Origin of the sequence: Streptomyces sp. LX-29 (genome assembly GCF_029541745.1) — a bacterium.
Taxonomy (GTDB): Bacteria; Actinomycetota; Actinomycetes; order Streptomycetales; family Streptomycetaceae; genus Streptomyces.
On record NZ_CP089746.1, the window covers coordinates 5,090,897 to 5,109,767 of the forward strand.

General features: G+C 71.1%; 17 protein-coding genes. 6 read left to right on the forward strand and 11 right to left on the reverse strand.

Going from position 1 to position 18,871, the window contains the following annotated elements; all coding sequences use genetic code 11:
- Positions 1–204 precede the first annotated feature (204 nt).
- On the forward strand, positions 205–4,584 hold the full coding sequence (locus LRS74_RS21965; protein WP_277742606.1) for an ABC transporter ATP-binding protein: 4,380 nt from the start codon (positions 205–207) through the stop codon (positions 4,582–4,584).
- Positions 4,585–4,789: 205 nt separating this feature from the next.
- Here the strand turns inward: LRS74_RS21965 and LRS74_RS21970 are convergent, their stop codons facing one another.
- Positions 4,790–5,233 carry a hypothetical protein gene (locus tag LRS74_RS21970; protein ID WP_277742607.1) on the reverse strand — a complete coding sequence of 148 codons (444 nt, stop codon included), beginning with the start codon at positions 5,231–5,233 and terminating at the stop codon, positions 4,790–4,792.
- Between the two features lie 146 nt (positions 5,234–5,379).
- Here LRS74_RS21970 and LRS74_RS21975 point away from each other — a divergent pair, with 146 nt between their 5' ends.
- On the forward strand, positions 5,380–6,804 hold the full coding sequence (locus LRS74_RS21975; RefSeq protein WP_277742608.1) for a S28 family serine protease: 1,425 nt from the start codon (positions 5,380–5,382) through the stop codon (positions 6,802–6,804).
- Positions 6,805–6,811: 7 nt separating this feature from the next.
- On the opposite strand, the gene LRS74_RS21980 is transcribed toward LRS74_RS21975, so the two are convergent.
- Together LRS74_RS21980 and LRS74_RS21985 are read right to left on the reverse strand one after the other, a co-directional pair.
- Complete coding sequence (locus tag LRS74_RS21980) at positions 6,812–7,492, reverse strand: hypothetical protein (RefSeq protein ID WP_277742609.1); 681 nt, start codon at positions 7,490–7,492, stop codon at positions 6,812–6,814.
- A 210-nt stretch (positions 7,493–7,702) separates the two neighbouring features.
- Positions 7,703–9,592, reverse strand: coding sequence for a glycoside hydrolase family 3 protein (locus tag LRS74_RS21985; RefSeq protein ID WP_277742610.1), 1,890 nt, complete (start codon positions 9,590–9,592; stop codon positions 7,703–7,705).
- A 360-nt stretch (positions 9,593–9,952) separates the two neighbouring features.
- Between LRS74_RS21985 and LRS74_RS21995 the strand changes: the two genes are divergently transcribed.
- Positions 9,953–10,204: a hypothetical protein gene (locus LRS74_RS21995; RefSeq protein WP_277742611.1), complete on the forward strand. Its 252-nt coding sequence runs from the start codon at positions 9,953–9,955 to the stop codon at positions 10,202–10,204.
- Between the two features lie 237 nt (positions 10,205–10,441).
- Here LRS74_RS21995 and LRS74_RS22000 read toward each other — a convergent pair whose 3' ends face one another.
- From LRS74_RS22000 to LRS74_RS22020, 5 genes are read right to left on the reverse strand one after another with little or no spacing between them, the layout of a single operon-like run.
- The gene (locus LRS74_RS22000) at positions 10,442–10,888 is read right to left on the reverse strand and encodes an NUDIX hydrolase (RefSeq protein WP_144383436.1); all 447 of its coding nucleotides are present in this window, start codon (positions 10,886–10,888) and stop codon (positions 10,442–10,444) included.
- A 24-nt stretch (positions 10,889–10,912) separates the two neighbouring features.
- Complete coding sequence (locus tag LRS74_RS22005; RefSeq protein ID WP_277742612.1) at positions 10,913–11,704, reverse strand: STM4013/SEN3800 family hydrolase; 792 nt, start codon at positions 11,702–11,704, stop codon at positions 10,913–10,915.
- Positions 11,701–12,204, reverse strand: a complete 504-nt coding sequence (locus LRS74_RS22010; RefSeq protein WP_277742614.1) for a hypothetical protein — start codon at positions 12,202–12,204, stop codon at positions 11,701–11,703. The genes LRS74_RS22005 and LRS74_RS22010 overlap by 4 nt, the downstream gene beginning before the upstream one ends.
- Positions 12,197–12,841 (reverse strand): thymidylate kinase, encoded by a 645-nt coding sequence (locus LRS74_RS22015; RefSeq protein WP_277742615.1) that lies wholly within the window; start codon positions 12,839–12,841, stop codon positions 12,197–12,199. The genes LRS74_RS22010 and LRS74_RS22015 overlap by 8 nt, the downstream gene beginning before the upstream one ends.
- Positions 12,838–13,860: a radical SAM protein gene (locus LRS74_RS22020; RefSeq protein WP_277742616.1), complete on the reverse strand. Its 1,023-nt coding sequence runs from the start codon at positions 13,858–13,860 to the stop codon at positions 12,838–12,840. The genes LRS74_RS22015 and LRS74_RS22020 overlap by 4 nt, the downstream gene beginning before the upstream one ends.
- A 549-nt stretch (positions 13,861–14,409) precedes the next feature.
- Between LRS74_RS22020 and LRS74_RS22025 the strand changes: the two genes are divergently transcribed.
- The gene (locus tag LRS74_RS22025; protein WP_277742617.1) at positions 14,410–15,744 is read left to right on the forward strand and encodes a helix-turn-helix domain-containing protein; all 1,335 of its coding nucleotides are present in this window, start codon (positions 14,410–14,412) and stop codon (positions 15,742–15,744) included.
- Between the two features lie 336 nt (positions 15,745–16,080).
- Here the strand turns inward: LRS74_RS22025 and cyaB are convergent, their stop codons facing one another.
- The 3 genes from cyaB to LRS74_RS22040 all read right to left on the reverse strand — a co-directional run bounded on the left by cyaB (position 16,081) and on the right by LRS74_RS22040 (position 17,900).
- On the reverse strand, positions 16,081–16,677 hold the full coding sequence (gene cyaB, locus LRS74_RS22030; protein WP_277742618.1) for a class IV adenylate cyclase: 597 nt from the start codon (positions 16,675–16,677) through the stop codon (positions 16,081–16,083).
- 76 nt (positions 16,678–16,753) lie between these two features.
- Entirely contained in the window at positions 16,754–16,960 is a 207-nt protein-coding gene (locus LRS74_RS22035) for a DUF397 domain-containing protein (RefSeq protein WP_277742619.1), read from the reverse strand.
- 16 nt (positions 16,961–16,976) lie between these two features.
- Positions 16,977–17,900 (reverse strand): helix-turn-helix transcriptional regulator, encoded by a 924-nt coding sequence (locus LRS74_RS22040; RefSeq protein WP_277742620.1) that lies wholly within the window; start codon positions 17,898–17,900, stop codon positions 16,977–16,979.
- A 338-nt stretch (positions 17,901–18,238) separates the two neighbouring features.
- Here LRS74_RS22040 and LRS74_RS22045 point away from each other — a divergent pair, with 338 nt between their 5' ends.
- Positions 18,239–18,598 carry a hypothetical protein gene (locus LRS74_RS22045; protein ID WP_347178152.1) on the forward strand — a complete coding sequence of 120 codons (360 nt, stop codon included), beginning with the start codon at positions 18,239–18,241 and terminating at the stop codon, positions 18,596–18,598.
- On the forward strand, positions 18,595–18,867 hold the full coding sequence (locus LRS74_RS22050; RefSeq protein ID WP_277742621.1) for a hypothetical protein: 273 nt from the start codon (positions 18,595–18,597) through the stop codon (positions 18,865–18,867). Before LRS74_RS22045 ends, LRS74_RS22050 begins: the two co-directional genes overlap by 4 nt.
- Positions 18,868–18,871: the final 4 nt, after the last annotated feature.

Consider the following 18,871-nt stretch of genomic DNA (forward strand, 5'->3'; position numbering starts at 1 on the left):
TGACCCGATCGGCCCTTGACCCGACCCGCCCCTGATCGGATCCGGAGCCGGGTCGATCGGCCTGGGCCCGAATCCCCGAGTCCGCTTCCGGCTGGGCGACGCTCGGTGACGATCCCCGACGATTTCTTTGTTGCGTAAGGATGAAATCCGCACGCCTGTGCGTTGCAGCCTTCCGGTAGGACGGAAAGATCCGGGAGGTCGTGGGTGTCAGGCACAGGACAGGGCTGGGTGCGACGGCTGACCCGGTACTGCTGGCGGTACCGGCGCAATGTGCTGCTGTCTCTCGGCGCCTCGCTCGCCGGAATGGCCGTGCTGGCCCTCGTGCCGCTCATTCCGCGACTGATCATCGACGATGTCGTCGTCAGTCAGGAGCGCCCGCTGGGCCCCTGGGCCGCGCTGCTGATCGTCGCCGCGGTCGTCGTCTACGCCCTGACCTATCTGCGGCGCTACTACGGCGGGCGGCTCGCCCTCGACGTCCAGCACGATCTGCGCACCGAGATGTTCGAGGCGATCACCCGGCTGGACGGCAGGCGGCAGGACGAGCTGTCCACCGGCCAGGTCGTCAGCCGCGGCACCAGCGACCTCCAGCTCATCCAGGGCCTGCTCTTCATGGTGCCGATGATGATCGGCAACGTGCTGCTGTTCGTCATCTCGCTGGTCGTGATGGCGATCCTCTCGCCGCTGCTCACCGTCGTGGTGCTGGCCGTGGCCCCCGCCCTGTGGATCATCGCCGCGCGCAGCCGCACCCGGCTCTTCCCCGCCACCTGGTACGCGCAGAGCCAGGCCGGCGCGGTCGCGGGCGTCGTCGACGGCGCCGTCACCGGCGTGCGCGTCGTCAAGGGCTTCGGACAGGAGCACCAGGAGACCGGCAAGCTGCGCGAGGCCGGCCGCCGGCTGTTCGCCGCGCGGCTGCGCACCGTGCGGCTCAACGCCCGCTACACCCCCGCGCTCCAGGCCGTGCCCGCGCTGGGCCAGGTCGCCATGCTGGCGGTCGGCGGCTGGATGGCCACCCGCGGGCAGGTCACCCTCGGCACCTTCGTCGCCTTCTCGACCTACCTCGCGCAGCTCGTCGGCCCGGTGCGGATGCTCACCATGATGCTGACCATGGGCCAGCAGGCCCGGGCCGGCGTCGAGCGCGTCTTCGAGCTCATCGAGACCGAGCCGGCCATCGAGGAGCGGCCCGACGCCCGGGAGCTGCCGGCCGACGCCCCCGCCACCGTCGAGTTCGACCACGTCACCTTCGGCTACGCCGGCGCCCGGCGCCCGGTCCTCGACGACGTCTCGCTGCGCATCGAACCGGGCGAGGTGCTGGCCGTCGTCGGCGCCTCCGGAAGCGGCAAGTCGACCCTCTCGATGCTGCTTCCGCGCTTCTACGACGTCTCCAGCGGGGCGGTGCGGATCGGCGGTCAGGACGTGCGCGACCTGACGTACGCCTCGCTCCGCGGCGCCATCGGGCTCGTCCCCGAGAGCAGCTTCCTGTTCTCCGACACCGTGCGGGCGAACCTCGCGTACGGCGCCCCGGACGCCACCGACGAGCAGATCCGGGCCGCCGCGCGCGCGGCGCAGGCCGATGCCTTCATCAGCGAGCTGCCCGACGGCTATGACACGGAGGTGGGCGAGCAGGGCCTCACCCTCTCCGGTGGCCAGCGGCAGCGCGTCGCCCTGGCCCGCGCGATCCTCACCGACCCCCGGCTGCTCGTCCTGGACGACGCCACCTCGGCGGTGGACGCGCGCGTCGAGCACGAGATCCACGAGGCGCTGCGCGGGGTGATGGCCGGCCGCACCACGCTGCTCATCGCCCACCGCCTCTCCACCCTCGCCCTCGCCGACCGCGTCGCCGTCCTCGACGCCGGCCGCGTGGTCGACGTGGGCACCCACGACGAGCTGCGCGAGCGGTGCGAGCTCTACCGCCGGCTGCTGACCGACCCCGACGAGCTCAGCGGGATCGAACGGGACCCGGCCGGGGCCGCGCCCGACCGGGGTGGGGACCTCGCCTTGCGTGCCGGAGCGGCCGACGCGGGTCGCGCCCCCGACGCGGGGAGCGCCGGTGTGCGGACGTCCGCCGTCCAGGGCGGCGGACGTCCCGCGGGCCCGGCCGGCGCGGCGCCCGCGGCCGTCGGACGTGACGCGTCCGTGAGTGCCGCGCCGGAGGACGGCTCGGCAGGCGAGCCGGACGGATCCGCACCGGCCGGAGCCGCGGGCGGCTCAGACGGTGAGGCGGCCGTCGCGGGGCTCGCCGAGCCGGAGATCCAGGGCGTGGACCTGGGGCTGGGCCGGGACACCGGCCGGGACGCCGGGCACCGGCTGGACCGGAGCCCCGCATCGGCGCGGCACCCGGCGACGAACGGCGCGACGGGCCAGGACTTCTACCGGGCGCTGGACCGCGAGCTCGACCTGGACGTCGACATCGAGGTCGAGGCGGAGATCGACAGCGAGCCGGTCAACGCCCGGCGCCGGGTCGTGGACGGGGTGACGCCCGAGCTCTGGAAGCGCCGTCAGGACGGTGCGGACGGCGCGGACACCGCGTCGGCCGGCACGGCCGGAGCCGCCGGTCCGTCCGCCGCGGCGACCGGCCGGCCCGGCGCCATGGCCGGCGCGCTCGCCGGGGCGCCCGCGACGCCCGAGCTGCTCGCCAAGGTCGCGGCGCTGCCGCCGGCCGCAGACACCCCCGACATCGACGAGGACCAGGCCGAGCGCCCGGAGGACTCCTACGGGCTGCGGCGGCTGCTGCGCGGCTTCGGGCTGCCGCTCGGCCTCGCCCTGGCCCTGGTCGCCGTGGACGCGCTGGCCGGTCTGCTGTTGCCCGTGCTGATCCGGCAGGGCATCGACGAGGGTGTGCAGCGTGCCGCGCTGGGCGCCGTGTGGGTGGCGTCCGGGCTCGCCCTGCTGGTGGTGCTCGGGCAGTGGGCCGCGCAGATCGGGGAGACCCGACTGACCGGGCGGACCGGCGAGCGGGTGCTCTACTCCCTGCGCGTCAAGATCTTCGCCCAGCTCCAGCGGCTGGGCCTGGACTACTACGAGCGCGAGCTGACCGGCAAGGTCATGACCCGCATGACCACCGATGTCGACGCGCTCTCGACCTTCCTCCAAACCGGCCTGGTCACCGCCGTCGTCAGCCTGCTGAGCTTCTTCGGCATCCTGGTCGCGCTGCTCGTCATCGACGTACAACTGGCGATGGTGGTCTTCGCGACGCTGCCCCCGCTGATCATCGGCACCGTCTTCTTCCGGCGGCAGAGCGTCAAGGCGTACGAGCTGGCGCGCGAGCGCATCAGCGGCGTCAACGCCGACCTCCAGGAGAGCGTCGCCGGGCTGCGGATCGTGCAGGCGTTCCGCCGCGAGGACAGCGGACGGCGGCGGTTCGCCGAGCGCAGCGACGACTACCGCCGGGCCCGGGTGCACGGCCAGTGGCTGATCTCGATCTACTTCCCCTTCGTCCAACTGCTGTCCTCCGTCGCCGCCGCGCTGGTGCTGATCGTCGGCGCCGGGCGGGTCGGCGACGGGACGCTCACCGCGGGCGCCCTGGTCGCGTACCTGCTCTACATCGACCTGTTCTTCGCCCCGGTGCAGCAGCTCTCCCAGGTCTTCGACGGCTACCAGCAGGCCACCGTGTCGCTGCGCCGCATCCAGGAGCTGCTGCGCGAGCCGACCAGCACCCCGGTCGCCGAGCGGCCGCGCGATGTGCGCTCGCTGCGCGGCGAGATCGCCTTCGAGGACGTGCACTTCCACTACGGCGCGGCCGCGGAGGCCGCCACGGCCCCGGTGAGCGGTCCGGCATCGGAAAGCGGCGCGGCGGCGGACGCCCGTAAGGCCGCCGACGCCGGCGGCGGGGTCGGCGCCCGCGCCGACGAGGCGGCGCTCACCGGCATCGACCTGCACATACCCGCTGGGCAGACCGTCGCCTTCGTCGGCCAGACCGGCGCCGGCAAGTCCACCCTCGTCAAGCTGGTCGCCCGGTTCTACGACCCCACCGCCGGCAGCGTCCGGGTGGACGGCGCGGACCTGCGCGAGCTCGACCTGACCCGCTACCGGCACCGGCTCGGCGTGGTCCCCCAGGAGTCCTACCTCTTCGCCGGGACCGTGCGCGACGCCATCGCCTACGGTCGTCCCGGCGCCACCGACGCCGAGGTCGAGGCGGCCGCGCGGGCGGTGGGCGCGCACGCCATGGTCGCCTCCCTGGAGGGCGGCTACCTCCACGAGGTCACCGAGCGCGGGCGCAACCTCTCCGCGGGCCAGCGGCAGTTGATCGCCCTGGCCCGTGCCGAGCTGGTCGACCCGGACGTGCTGCTGCTCGACGAGGCGACGGCGGCCCTGGACCTGGCGACCGAGGCGTTGGTCAACCAGGCCACCGACCGGCTCGCGGGCAAGCGCACCACGCTGGTGGTCGCCCATCGGCTCACCACGGCGGCCCGCGCCGACCGGGTGGTGGTGCTGCACCAGGGGCGGGTCGCCGAGGACGGCACCCATGACGAGCTGCTGGCGCTCGGCGGACGCTACGCCGAGCTGTGGCGCACCTTCACGGGTGAGGCCGGGCCGACGGCGGCCGACGTCGACGAGGGCACGGCGACGGCCACGCTGGCGCGTTGACCCTGGCGGGTGCGTGGTCGGCGGTCGTCCGCCGTTCTCGTTTCTCGTCGGGGGCTCGGGGGCTCGGGGGCTCGGGGGCTGGGGGTCGGTGAGGTGCCGCCGGTCTCCGCCGCGGAGGTTGCTCGCCGTCGGGGCGGGAGGGTTTCGCTACGCGCCGTAGTTGCCTTCGGCTACGGCGCGTAGCGGCCACCGGGCTCCGCGGCCGCTAGGGCTCCATGCCGCTCACCCGGGCTATCGCCTCCACCTCCCGGCGGTCCCGCTCCCGCTGCTCCGCCTCGGCCGCCACCCGCTGCTTGTGTCGCTGGAGGAACTCGGGGTCGTCCGCGCGGTCCTGGGGCACCAGGACCTTCATGCCCTTGGCGTGCGGGCTGTCCCCCAGGTCCACCACGACCCGCTCGTCCTGCGACGTCAACAGGCCGAAGAGCACCAGCAGTTCCGCCTGTAGTGCCGGCGTGAACAGCTCCTTCTCCTCCGGGCCCATGCCGAGCTCGTACGTCCCTCCCCGTACGGCGGGTGAGGTGCTCAGCTCCCGCAGCAGACGCATGAGCAGCTCCAACGCCCGTGGCTCGACCCGCTCCTGCAGTTCCGTCAGGTACTGCCTCAGCCGCTCGGCCCGTTCGCTCCGCTCGTGCCGTTCGTCTCGGTCCATGTAGGCAGCATGCGCCATCACGCGCCGCTACGAAAGAGGGCGAGCGACAACTCTCCGTATTCACAAGCGCGATGGACGGGGCTAGCGGGTCGGGTAGCGCCCCCGATAGGTTTCCCGGCGACCTCTGAGAAGGAAGGGGAGCGCGCATGCGCAAGGCGCTCAGATGGCTGCTGTCGCTCGTGGTGCTGATAGGCACCGCGGTCGTCGGCAGCGCGTCGTCCATGACGGCGGCCCACGCCGCCGAGCCGGACATCAAGGAACGCATCCTCGCGATACCGGGGATGAGCCTTATCGAGGAGAAGCCCTACGAGGGCTACCGCTTCTTCGTGCTCAACTACACGCAGCCGATCGACCACCGGCACCCGTCCAAGGGCACCTTCCAGCAGCGGCTGACCCTGCTGCACAAGGCCACGGACCGGCCGACGGTGTTCTTCACCTCCGGCTACAACGTCAACACCAACCCGCGCCGCAGCGAGCCCACGCAGATCGTCGACGGCAACCAGGTCTCGATGGAGTACCGCTTCTTCACTCCGTCCCGACCCCAGCCGGCCGACTGGTCCAAGCTCGACATCCAGCAGGCCGCCAAGGACCAGCACCGCATCTTCAAGGCGCTGAAGCCGATCTACGGCAAGAACTGGCTGGCCACCGGCGGCAGCAAGGGGGGCATGACGGCCACCTACTACCGTCGCTTCTTCCCGAACGACATGGACGGCACCGTCGCCTACGTCGCCCCCAACGACGTGCGCAACAAGGAGGACTCGGCCTACGACCGCTTCTTCCGCACCGTCGGCACCGCCGAGTGCCGCGCCAAGCTCAACGCGGTGCAGCGCGAGGCCCTGGTGCGGCGCGACGAGATCGTCGACCGCTACCAGAAGTGGGCGGCCGAGGAGAAGCAGACCTTCACCGTCGTGGGCAGCGCCGACAAGGCGTACGAGAACGTGGTGCTCGACCTGGTGTGGGCCTTCTGGCAGTACCACCTGCTGAAGGACTGCGACACGGTGCCGGCGGCGACCGCCTCCACCGATGACCTGTACACCTTCATCGATGACATCTCCGGCTTCTCCGCCTACACCGACCAGGGCCTGGCGAACTACACCCCGTACTACTACCAGGCGGGCACCGAGCTGGGCGCGCCCTCCTTCAAGACCCCGCACCTGAAGGGCCTGCTGCGCTACCCGGGCATCTACAACCCGCGCAACTACGTGCCCCGCGACATCCCGATGACCTTCAAGCCGTGGGCCATGCGGGACGTCGACCGCTGGGTGCGCCACCACAGCGAGCGGATGCTCTTCGTCAACGGCGCCAACGACCCGTGGGCGGCGGAGCCGTTCCGCGTAGGTCGCGGGTCCGAGGACAGCTACGTCTTCACCGTCCCCGGCGGCAACCACGGCTCCAACGTGGCCGGGCTGCCCGCCGCGCAGAAGGAGAAGGCCACCCAGGAGATCCTGGAGTGGGCGGGGGTCGCCCCGGCCGCCGTCCGTGAGGGCGACAAGCCGGCCAAGCGGCTGACCCCCTACGACCCGAAGCTCGACAAGCAGCTCGTCGAGCGCGAGCCGCTGCTGCGGCCGTAACGGTCGTTCAGCCCTCGGGGCCGTCCGAACCGCTCAGGGGACGGGATCGGACGGCGCACCCCACCGGCAGTTCGCCGTCCAGGTGCACATAGAGGGCGGTGCCCGGTGGGCAGTCAGCCCGCCGGGCCACCGCCGCCACCAGCCGGAACTCCGGCGGCCGGGCCCCCGAGCCGTCACAGGCCGTCTCCCGCACCTCGCCGCGCCGGGCGCCGTAGACGCAGTCGCCGACCACCGTGCGCGGCCCGCCGCCGGCGCCCGGGTCGCCCGGATGCGGCGGCTCCAACGCGCGCATGCAGGCGTAGCCCTCCGGCGCCGTGCCGTCGCCGTCCTCGTCCGCGTCCGGACGGGCGCCGGAGATGTGCAGCACGAAGTCGGTGCGCTCCGGACAGTGGGTTCCGGAGTCCGGCGTCCCCTCGTAGCGGGCCAACACCCGCGCGGTCGCCCGTTCACTGGTGCACGGCACCTCGGTGAAGGCCGTCCGCCGCTGAGCGCCGCACTCGCCCCGAGCCAGGAAGGTCGCGCCGTAGTCGGCGCTCCCCGTGGCCGCCGCCGGCGTCGTCCCATCGGCCCGCCCGTCCCCGTGGCAGCCGGTCAGCCCCATCGCCGTCCCGGCCAGCGCGAGCGCCAGCACGGCCGCGCGGGACCCGGCGCCGCGCCACGGCGAGCGTTCGCGTGTCCCGCCCTCCATTCCCACCCCCGGCCGCCAGCCTGGGCCGCGCGGGCGGGCGCACGCCAGGCGTACGGCGCGGAATCCGTCGGCCGCGGGGGGACGCGCGGGAGCACGCCGTACTCGCCGTACGCCGGGCGCGGGGCCGCCGCGCCGCGCCCGTACGACGGCCCCGTACGACGGCCCCGTACGACGGCCCCGTGCACCGCCTCGGTACGTCGTACCGACCCCTCAGTACGACAGTCCGTGGCCGATCGGGTAGAGCAGCCGGGACGGGTCGTCCGCGCGGGGCACCGCGACCGGCAGCCGGCCGCGCGGCCGGACGCGCCCGGCCAGCACCCGCGCGGCCGCCCGCAGTTCCACATCGGTCCAGGAGTAGGTGGCCAGCGAGGCCGCCAGGCCGTAGCCGGTCACCTGGGCGATGTCGTACGGGTTGCGCAGCGCGAGATGGACGACGGGGACGCCGGTCGCGGTGAGCGCCGCCACCAGGGTGCGCTGGCCGGAGCTCGGACCCACGTTGTACGTCGCCACGAGCACCGCGTCCCGGCCGCGCGCCCGCGCCACCGCCGCCGCGATCCGCTCCGGTGACGGGTCGGGCCGGGAGCCGGTCCCGGTGGACAACGCCTCGGCGGTGAATCCCAGTTCGGTCAGGGCCCGCGCGAGCACGGCGGTGGGCGGTCCGCCGGTGCCCGAGGGGGCGGCCGGGTCGACGCCGACGACCAGCAGCGAGCGGTGCCGGCGGGGCGAGAGCGGCAGCAGCCCGGCGTCGTCGGCGACCAGCGTCGTGGTCCGCCCGGCGATCCGGTCGGCGGCCCGGAGATGGGCCGGCACGCCCACCGTGCGGTCCACCGCGCGGTCGCTGGTGTACGGGTCGGCGAACAGTCCGCGGCGCGCCTTCAGCTCCAGGATCCGCAGGATCGAGGCGTCCAACCGCGCCTCGCTCAGCTCCCCGTCCCGCACCGCCTGGTGCACCCCGCGCCAGGCCGTGGGCAGGTCGGGCGGGTTCAGCAGCTGGTCGGCGCCGGCCTTCAGGGCGAGCACCGGCACCCTCGCGTCGCCGTACTTCTCGCGCACCCCCGCCATGCCGAGCGAGTCGGTCACCACCACGCCGTCGAAGCCGAGTTCGCCGCGGAGCACCCCGGTGAGGATCGGCCGGGAGAGCGTCGCCGGGTCGTCCACCGGGTCCAGCGCGGGGAACAGCAGATGCGCCGTCATGATCGCGTCGATGCCGGCCGCGATCGCCGCACGGAACGGCGGGGCGTCCAGCCGCTCCCACTCCGCCCGCGAATGGGTGATCAGCGGCAGCCCGACATGGCTGTCCACGGTGGTGTCGCCGTGCCCGGGGAAGTGCTTGGCGGTGGCCGCGACCCCGCTCCGCTGGTACCCCCTGACCTGGGCGGCGACCAGGCGGGCCACGGCCTGTGGGTCGGCGCCGAAGGAGCGCACGCCGATGACCGGGTTGGCCGGGTTGACGTTGACGTCCGCGACCGGCGCGTAGTCCTGTCGGATGCCCATGGCGGCCAGCTCGGCACCGGCGATGCGGGCGGCGGTGCGTACGTCCTCCGTGCTCCCGCCCGCGCCCAGCGCCATCGCGCCGGGGAAGAGGGTGGCCGGCGCGCCGACGCGGGCCACGATGCCGTGCTCCTGGTCGGTGGTGATCAGCAACGGCAGCGGGGTGGGCTGGGCCAGCCCGGCGCGCTGGATGCCGTTGGACAGGTCGGCGATCTGGTGCGGCTCACGGGTGTTGTGCGCCCAGGCGAAGTAGATGATCCCCCCGACGTGGTATGCCTCGACCAGCTCGGCGGCGTTGGCGACGCCCATCTCCTTGCGGTTCGCCTCGACGTCGACGGGGTCCGGCGCGGTCGCCGAGTGCCCGTACACCCGCATCACGAAGAGCTGGCCGACCTTCTCCTCCAGCGTCATCCGGGAGATCAGGGCCCGCAGCCGGGCCCGGTCGGGTCTGCCGGCCCCGACGACTTCCCCCGCCCGTTCGGCGGCCCCGGCGGCTCCGGTGGCGCAGGCGGCGGCCGTGGCGGCCGTGGCGGTGAGCAGCGTACGTCGGTGCACCTCGCGCCCCTTCCGTGGCAGGACATGGCGAAGAGTCGCCTCTTGGCACGGCATAGGCGCGGACGCGGGGCGGGTCAAGGGGGTGGGATGTGCCGCCGCCGGCACAGGTCCGCGAGGGGCGTGCCGGCGGCGGGGCACTGCCGGCCGCGGGCGGCGGAGAGGGAGGTCGGCGTTCGCAGCCAGCAGCGAGGCCGACACCGCACCGCGGAGGCTTCCCGGCAGCACGTTCCTTGGACGGGGGGCCTCGCGGAGCGGTTCCACCGGGCCGATGACCCCGGCCGGGTCGGGTGGTGTTTCCCGCCCACCCGCCCCCACCTGTGCGGGGACCGCCGTTACGTCGTGAGTGCGGCCGGAGTGATCGTGCGGGCTCGCTCGTAGAGGTCCCGGGCGGCATGGTTGCCCAGGTGCGGTCGGATGAGCTTGAACATGTTCTGCACACGCTGGTCCGCGCGCCCGGACTGGACCAACGGGTCGCTCGGTCATGGCGATGACCATGTCGACGTCTGGCATCCGGATGCGCTGCACCTGCCCCGTGTGAGCGGCCTCCATCCTGCCTACGACATCGGGCAAGTCGGGGACGTGAGGGCGACCGAGAAACGTCGTGAAGTCTTCCTCACGGAGGCCGAGTTCGCTCATGACATTCCAAATATCGTCAAGCGCCGATAAGAGTTCTTCATCCTCTTGGACCATGGTCTCGACTTCCAGGAAAGTTCCCGCGATCTCCGGCACTTCGACCAGCGTCGCGAGCAGGCCGCACCCGTGAGAGCTGATCTCACAGTTCCGGCATCGCTTCCGGAACGAGATCACCTGATCGAAACCGAGGCCGCGCAACAAGGCCTGAACGGTGCAGGGCGGGCGTAGTCGTGATCCACATGAATTGCCGAAGCTAACCGCCGCCGGAAACTACGCGGGCTCTCCACGGTCGGCCAGGAGCAGGGCGAGGGGCCCGGCCGGGAGGAGGAATCGGCGCTGGGAGGCGGCGTCGAGGGCGTCGGCCATGGGCCACCAGGACAGTTTGAATCCCTCCTCCGTCGGGGTCAGCTCCTGCGGTCCGAGCGTCAGCCCTTGGGCTTCGTAGAGGTGTACGCGGGCAGTCGATTCCAGGGTGATCGCGTACGCGCCCAGGTGCCGCCACCGAGTGGCGGTGATCCCGGCCTCTTCACGCAGTTCCCGTCGAGCGCACTCTTCGGGGGTCTCGCCGTCCTCGCGACGACCGCCGGGCAGGAACAGGTACTCGCCGCCATGGCGGGGGAAGTCGGCCGACAGCAGGGCCACCAATCCATCCGCGTCGCGGGCCACCACCACCGCCGCGTCGCGGGCCGGGCCGCGTGCGGGAACGTCGTCGCTCATGGCGCGCGAGCATAGCGGTGACCCTCAACGCACCCAGGCCGCGAACGGCACATTCATCACGACGGGATGCGCGATGCCCCGGCCGTGGTAGCCGTCGTCTCCGTAGGCGTCGCCGTGATCGGCGCACATGATGACCAGCCACCTTCGCTTCGCGGTCAGGGTGGTGACCAGGCGATCGAGGTGTTCGTCTGCGTATGCGAGCGCGGCCTTCTGGGAGGCGGTGGTGTCGGTGCTCTCCCCTATGTAGTGGCCATGGGGTACGTGGGTGGCCGAGACGTTGACAAACAGGAACAGACGCCGCCCGGCGTGCGTGTCGGCGACCTCCAGGGCCTGGTCCACCTGGTGCCGAGTGGAGTCCGGTTCCGGGGAGCAGAACTCCGGCCGCCAGTAGTCCTCGTCGAACATGTCGGGCAGCACGCCGCCGAGCGGAGTCTCGCGGGAGAAGTAGGTCACCCCTCCGATGCACACGGTGCGATACCCGTTGTGACCGAGCCCCGTGAGGAGGTTGGGGGCATCGAACACGAACGTCTGGAGATCGACTGCCTTGAACGCCGGGGGGCGGCATTCCCACAGGCGGGGTGGCTGGTTGGGCTGGGGGAGCTTGGGCAGGAACCCGGAGAAGTACGCCATGTGCGCGGGCAGCGTGAAGGAGCCGGGGGTCTGTCGCCGTTCCCAGCCACCTTCGGGCAGCAGCCCGGCCAGGTGCGGGGTCAGACCCTCGTCGTACGCGGCGCGGGCCACGTCGTACCGCAGAGCGTCCAAGGTGACGAACAAGATGCCCGCCCCGGAGCCGATGAGTTCAGCCGCGTTGATCACTTCCCCACTCCTTGCGGTGGGAACGGGTAAAGCTCAACGCGGCCCTTGGCGTCCGCGTTGACCGGGATGGGTACGCGGTCCTCAGCGATCAGGCGGCGGATCTTCGCCAGCCCCGCCTCCTCCGCGAGGGGGCAGCCCTGCGCGTCGTACACGGCGATGCGGACGGTCTCGCCCTCTTCGGTGGCAGTGGTGGTGACCATGACACCGGGCACCGACCCGAGATCGTTCGTGGCGGCCAGCAGAGCAGCCTCGTCGGCGGCACGGAGGTCCATCACCCGGCACGCGTAGTGCTCGGCGTTCATCGCACCCCGACACAGGCGTTCGTGAAATGACGTGCTGGTCGGGTGCCCGTCGTGGGCGACCGCAATACGGGCCGCCTTGGTCACGACGACCAGGCATGCGCCCACCCACCAGGCGACGCCCTCGTGGATCTCGCCGGGGAAGCGGCCCACCGCGCCGCCGTCACGGATCACGCCCTCAGCGTTGATCGGATTAAGCACGGCCGGCCTCCACGTGGTTGATGATCCAGTCAGCGAGTTCGTCCGGGGTCTTGCCGTCGGTGTTCAGGACGACGGCCGTGGGGTCCTCGTCTGCCACAGCCTCGAAGTTGTCCAGAAGCCGCGCAAGGCGACCGGGCACGGTGAACAGCTCGGCGTCGTCGGAGGTGAGATTGCTGTCCGCCGCCTTCGCGGTCATGCGGTCGCGTAGGACCTGTTCCGAAGACCGCAGGTAGAAGGTGTGATCCGGGGTCTCCAAGTAGGGCAGGAAGGGCCCTAGCAGCAGCCGGACCTCGTTCAGCGCGACACGGTGGACGGCGCTGTGGCAGGCGATCACCGAGGAGACGTACCGGTCGGCGACCACGGGGCTGATCGTGCGGGCCTGCCGAACGGAGTCGGCGGCATGCAGGACGCCGGAGAGGTAGAACGCGAACTGGGGCAGGGGCCGAAGCCGCCCGTTGGCCACCGGCGACCACCCGCTGTGCGGAGTGTGGAGGGTGTGCAGGCTGGAGGCACCGAGCCGCCGCCTCAGCAGTTCGGTGAGGGTGGACTTGCCGATGCCGGAGACCCCTTCCAGGACGTAGAACGGCTCCCGGCGGTCGGCGTACAGGATCGGCTCGTACGCGTGCGGCAGGCTCATAGCGTCCCTTCGGTGAATGAGGTGATGTGGCCGGCCACAGAAGCGGCGAGCCGGTCCGGGTCGCCCAGCAGGTCCTTGAGGTCCAGGCGCAGGTCTTCGCGCAACAGGCACGGCTGCAGGCCGCCGCCGTGGTCGACGCGCAGGGCCCAAAACCCTTCGACGCACTTGGTGCGCAGCGGGCAGGTGCCGCACTGGCCGACGTGGTGGCGACCGAGGTTGCGGTGGATGACGTCGACCTCGATGCCGTCGATGCGGAAGACGCGGCGGCCCTGGCCCACCCCGGCGATCTCGGTGTGTTCGTCGCTGGCCAGGGTCCGCAGGTATCCGACCGTCTCGTCCGCGGGTACGGCGGAGGCGGCCCGGCCCTCGTTGAAGTCGGTGCCGACCAGTTCGATGAATTGCACCGGCATCCGCCGCTGAAGCGCGAAGTCCAGGATCGGGCGGATCTCGTGCGCGTTGTCCTTGAGGAGGAGGCAGTTCAGTTCGACCCGCTCGAAGATCTCCCGTGCCGCCTCGATGCCGTCCAGTACAGCCGTGATCCCGATGCGCGTCCCGGCGATGGCCCGCAGTGACTCGTCGGAGAAGTAGTGAAGGGAGACCTTCACCTTGTCCAGCGGCGTCCGGGCCAGCCAGTGCTGGTGTGCCGGTACGCGGGTGCCGTTGGTGATCAGGGTGTAGGAGCCGTCTGGGCCGGGCGGCGGGAGCCGTTCCAGCACGGGCCGGGTCAGCGGGGAGACGAGTGGTTCACCGCCGGTGAAGTAGACCCGCTTCATCCCGGCCTTCATGAGGGCGGTGATGACCGTGACGTAGTGGCCGGGGCACAAAGCGCGCTCGCGTGGCCGCTGGGCGGAGTCGAGCCGCATGATCGGGGGCGGGACGTCGCCTTCGTTGTGGCAGAACCAGCACTGGATGTTGCACTTCGGGCCGAAGGAGACGCGTAACTGCCCACGGAGGGCGACAAAGTTGCCCAGGGCGGTCCAGTCGACCGCGGTCGGTGCGAGGGTGGGCGGGACTTCCACGGTGTGCCTCCCTGATGAGTGGCCGCCCGCCGCCGACGACGGGCTGACCGGCCGGTGTGTCGTGGGACATGTGCTGCTGCGGTCCGGGTGCCGGAACGCTCTAGGCGCTCTCGGGACCGGCCGGGGCGTCGGGTGCTGAAACCGGCGCCAGATGTCGAGCCCCGAGAAGTTCGGGCAGGTCGACCGCCTGGCCTCGCGGGGCCCATCCAGGCCCTGCGAGGCCGAGCACAGCGATCACGAGCAGGGCAGGCCCTCGGACCGGTCGCCCCGCTGAGCGGTGGTGCGGTGTCTGCCGGTCACGGTCGCAGCCTCCTCGGGGGTGTGATGGGCGGCAGCCCCTCCGGGGCAGAGCGCAGGACGAAACCCGGAGGGGCCGCCGCCTTCAGGAGCCGCAACCGGTGGGAGGAGCCACATCCCTGGTGATCCGGCGCGGCGCAGATCAGTCAACTCGCCCTGCTCCAGAGGAGGTAACCCCATGCGGGGGCCACCCATGGTGGGTACATTCCATGGGGGTACTGCCGCATCCGAACCGTCCCCTTGGGGGGAGGCATGGACTACCCACCGTCACCGGCCGCCCTGCCCGCACGGCTGCGGGCCGATCCACGCGTCACCAGCGCTCTTGCCCGTCGAGACATCGGGGCCATCTTCGGCATCGCGAAGGCTGAGGCGGGCATCAGCTACAACAGGCTCGCCGAAGCGTGCGGCATACGCGCCGAACGGGTAAGCCGGATGGCACGGGGCGACGGCATGGTCACCTCCTTGCCGGTCCTCGAAAGAGTCGCGGACGGCCTCCGGATTCCCGGAATTTGCTTAGGCTTGGCGGAAAGGCCGTGGGAGAAACCCGCCCACACTCCACCAGGTGATCATCACGAAGATGGAGACGACCCCATGAAGCGCCGCGACGTTCTGCGCGGCGCGCTCGCTGCCGGTCTGGCAGGTCCCGGGCTCGCCGCTTTAACGACCACCCGCCACGACACCGACGCCGCTCTGGCCGCCGACCACAGCTCCGCCGATCTCGGCTACTGGGAGCACGCCGCCGAGCGCTACAGCTACGGCTACCACGGGCAGGCCCCGGCCAAGGTCCTCTCCGACCTGGTCGCGGACTTCACCGACATGAAGCCGCTTCTGTCACAGCCGCAGACCGTCAAGAACCGCGCCACGCTGTGCCACGTGACCGGGCAGATGGCGGGAATGATCGCGATTGTTCTGCACGACCTCGGCCAGCACCGCGAGGCGCACGGCTGGTTCCACACAGCCGGGCGCGCAGCCGATGAAGCCGGCGACCTCCTCCTGCATGCCTGGGTCCTGGGGCGAGAGGCGATGGTGCCGCTCAATTACGGTGCCCCCCAGGCCGCCGCCCACCTTGCGGCGAAGGCCCGCCATTTCGCGGGCGACAAGCCGAGCGCCGCCGCCGCGCTGGCATCAGCGGTAGCCTCCCGCGCCTACGCCATCGGCGGCCACAAGGACAAGGCCCGTCACGCCGTGGCCGACGTGGAGGCGATGATGGAGCGCCTGACCCCGCAGCAACAGGCCGACACCTGGTTCGGGTACCCGGCGCAGAAGCACCACGTCCACATGAGCCAGGCCCTGACCCTGCTCGGGGAAACGTCGCGGGCCTATGCCACCCAGGAGCGGGCGCTGGAGCTGTCGCGCTCCCCGTCGTTGATGACGCGGGCGCTCATCGCCATAGACAAGGCGGCCTGCCGGGCTCACGACGGGGCACGGGACGAGGCGGCGCACATCGCCGCCCAGGCGTACGGGGCCCTCCCAGCCTCCTACCGATCCGGGCTCACCCGCACCCGCGCCATGGCCCTCTACGAGTCCCTGCCGAAGCAGACGGCGGGGCGCGACCAGCTCGCCAACGCGCTCGCCCTGCCAACCTGACCCCTGGCCGGTGTCGTGCGATGAGGTCGGCTGGGCATCACACCGAGCGAGCCCAGGACGGTGAAGTAGTCGTCGATGCTCCGTACGGCGCCGGCGACCGCGTGTGCCTGCTCGCGCAGCCACTCCCGCGTGGCCTTCTCCTGGCCCTGGCGTTCGGCCTTGGCGCGTTCGGCGCCGGTGGGGGTCTTGGGTGCACCCGACCCTGCCGCACGGTTTCCATCCTGCCCACGACGTCAGGCCAGTTGGGGATGGTGAGGGCGACCGAGAGGAGCCCCGCTCCCAGGACGCCGCGCCGGGACGGGTGCATGTCCTGGCTACCGAGGTCGATGATCCCTTTCATGGTGTTCGGGGAGGTGCTCCTTCGGTCACGGGGGCAGGCACACGCCGAGCCGCTACGGCGTCTGTGTAGAGCTCCAACGTGAAGTCTTCCTCACAGACGCCGAGTTCGCTCATGACAGACCGGATGTCGTCAAGCGCCGATGAGAGTTCTTCATCCTCTTGGACCATGGTCTCGACTTCCAGGAAAGTTCCCGCGATCTCCGGCACTTCGACCAGCGTGGCGAGTAGGCCGCGCCCGTGAGAGCTGAGCTTGTAGTTCCGGCATCGTTTCTGGAACGAGATCACCGGAACATAGCCGAGTCCGCGCAGCAGGGCGTGAACGGAATCCGGGTTGTCCACACCCGTTTCGTGCTCTGGCTTCGAGCCGGAGGTCGGGTCGATCCGGGCGCCCTTGTACGTGAGGACGGTTCGAGTTGAGTGGGGCCCACGGATTGTGCGGACCCTCAGTTCCTGGTCCTGCGCGCCGAGGCTTCCCGATGGGTCGTCGTAGTAGGTGTCCTGATAGACCTCCTCCCGCCCCTCTGCCATGCGTTCAAGCTGCTCCATGACGTCCTTCGGGGCGCGAACACGCGCCTTCAGCTCTGCTTCGATCAAGGCGTGATCCTCTGCTCGGATTGCACGGATCCCTGTTTCGCTCACGCGAGCGGTGCGCCGTCGCGGCTCCCGTGGCTCAGCCGCAGGGCCTCTCTCCTTCCGTGACGGAGGCGACAAACGCCGCCCAGACGGGTACGGGGAAGGCGAGGGTTGGGCCGTCGGGGTTCTTGCTGTCTCGCGTTGCCACCACCCCGTGAAGGAACGCGATCTCGACGCATTGGCCATTTCCACTGCTGTAGGAGCTCGTACGCCATCTCGCCTCTATAGGGCCCACCTCATGCATCCTTGACTGCCTCCGCTCACAGCATGTCGCCGATCAACTCGGTGATCAGGCTCAGCGTGCCATCCGGGCTGAGTGCCTGGGCACGCAGGTTGTCGAACATCACGCCGTACCGGCGTACGTCGATCTCGGCTTCGAGGAAGAGGTCGCCGGCCATGCTGTCCAGGTACACGATCTCGGGATCTTCCGCGTCGGCGAAGCCCATCAGGACGAACGAGCCGGGCATTCCCGCGTGCGCTCCCGCGCTGAACGGGATGGCCTGGAGCGTTACATGCGGTTCCTGTATGACCCGGGCCAGGTGTTCCAACTGTTCACGCATGACCTTGCGGCCGCCGACCAGGCGGCGCAGCGCGGCCTCGTCCGTGATCGCCCAGAGCCGTAGCGGGTCGTCCTTTGTGAGCACGTACTTTCGCTCGACGCGCGCCTGCACTCGTTGCTCTACCGCCTCGGCAGTGGCCATGGGCAACGTCCCTCTGATCACGGCTCGCGCGTAGTCCTCGGTCTGCAAGAGGCCGGGGACGAACAGGGACTCGTAGTTGCGGACTTCCCATGCTTCGCTCTCGAAGCTGATGTAGGCAGTGTATTCCTCGGGTAGTTCGCTGTGATACGGCCGTAGCCACCCTTGTTTGTTCGCACCCTGCAAGAGGGCCAGGACTTCGCCACGGTGCGGATCACGCACTTCGTAGAGGTCCAGCAACGCGACCAGCGTCCGGCGCTGGGGCCGGACGCGTGCCGTCTCGATGCGATACAGCGTCGCCTCGTTGATGCCCGTACGGTTCGTGACGTCTTCCCTGGTCAGCTCTGAGCCATTGCGGAGGCGTCGTAGCTCTGCCGCGAGGCGACGGAGGCGGACCGTGGGGATCTGGCGCTTCGGAGTCACCACAACCAACCCTTCATCTGCGCAAGACGACGGCCGATTCTGGCCGCTCATCAGCTCGCCCATCAAGCTGAGGCCGCATATGCAAGGTATGCATTCACATACCTTGCGAGCGACGGGCCTGTGGGTGCACCCTGGTCTCGGAAGTCGCTCCGTGTAGCAACTCGACTACAGCGGTGCGGCGTTGATGCGCACTGTTGTGCGTACGAAAGACCCCCGCGACGTTGCCGGACGTCCGGGGGCGCGGCCATCACCTGATGAGAGGTTGACGACGCCATGGACACTATCCGAACGATCTTCGAATCGCTGTTGGTGCGGTTACTGCCAGGACCTGGTCGGCACCGTGCCACCGGACCCCGACATGCCCTGCCGCGGCACGCGTACCGGCTGGCGGTGGCGGCCCGATGAGCGAGCAGACGCCACCGCCGGCGGGCGGCAAGGACCGCCCCAGTCTCGAAGAGCTCGGTCGGCGTGGGGACGATCTGGCCGAGCGGGTCCGTAGCCACCTGGGGCCCCGGGGTGCAGCCCGTCGTGCGACGTACCGGTTCCGGGAGTACACCATCGGCCTGGACCGCCGGCCGGAGGCCGAGCCGCACTCGTTCACCATGCAGTGCGCGGACTGCGGGGACCACAGCGCGCCGCACGACAGTGGTGAGGGCGGCACGGAATGGGCCGTGGCGCACCTGAAGGCCCACCCCGGACACCTCGCCTATCGGGAGATCATCACGCGTCCGTACCGGTTCGAGCCGGGGGTGTGGCGGTGAGCCTGCCGTCGTCGCGCTGGCGCATCGGGCCCGCGCCCGAGCGGCGTCCCAGCCGCACCGAAGAGGGCGACGTGACGATGTCGTTCCCGATCAGCCGTGCCGGGAAGCCCGTCGCCATCGCCCCGCTCACGCTCACGCCCGCCGAGGCGGAGCAGCTCCACGCGGCGCTCTGCTACGTCCTGGCCGGCCAGCGGCCGCCCGACGGGGGCGACGTGCCGGAGTGCCGGTCGGCGTACCCGCGGAACGGGCCCGTCGTTCGCTGGCCGTAGCCGC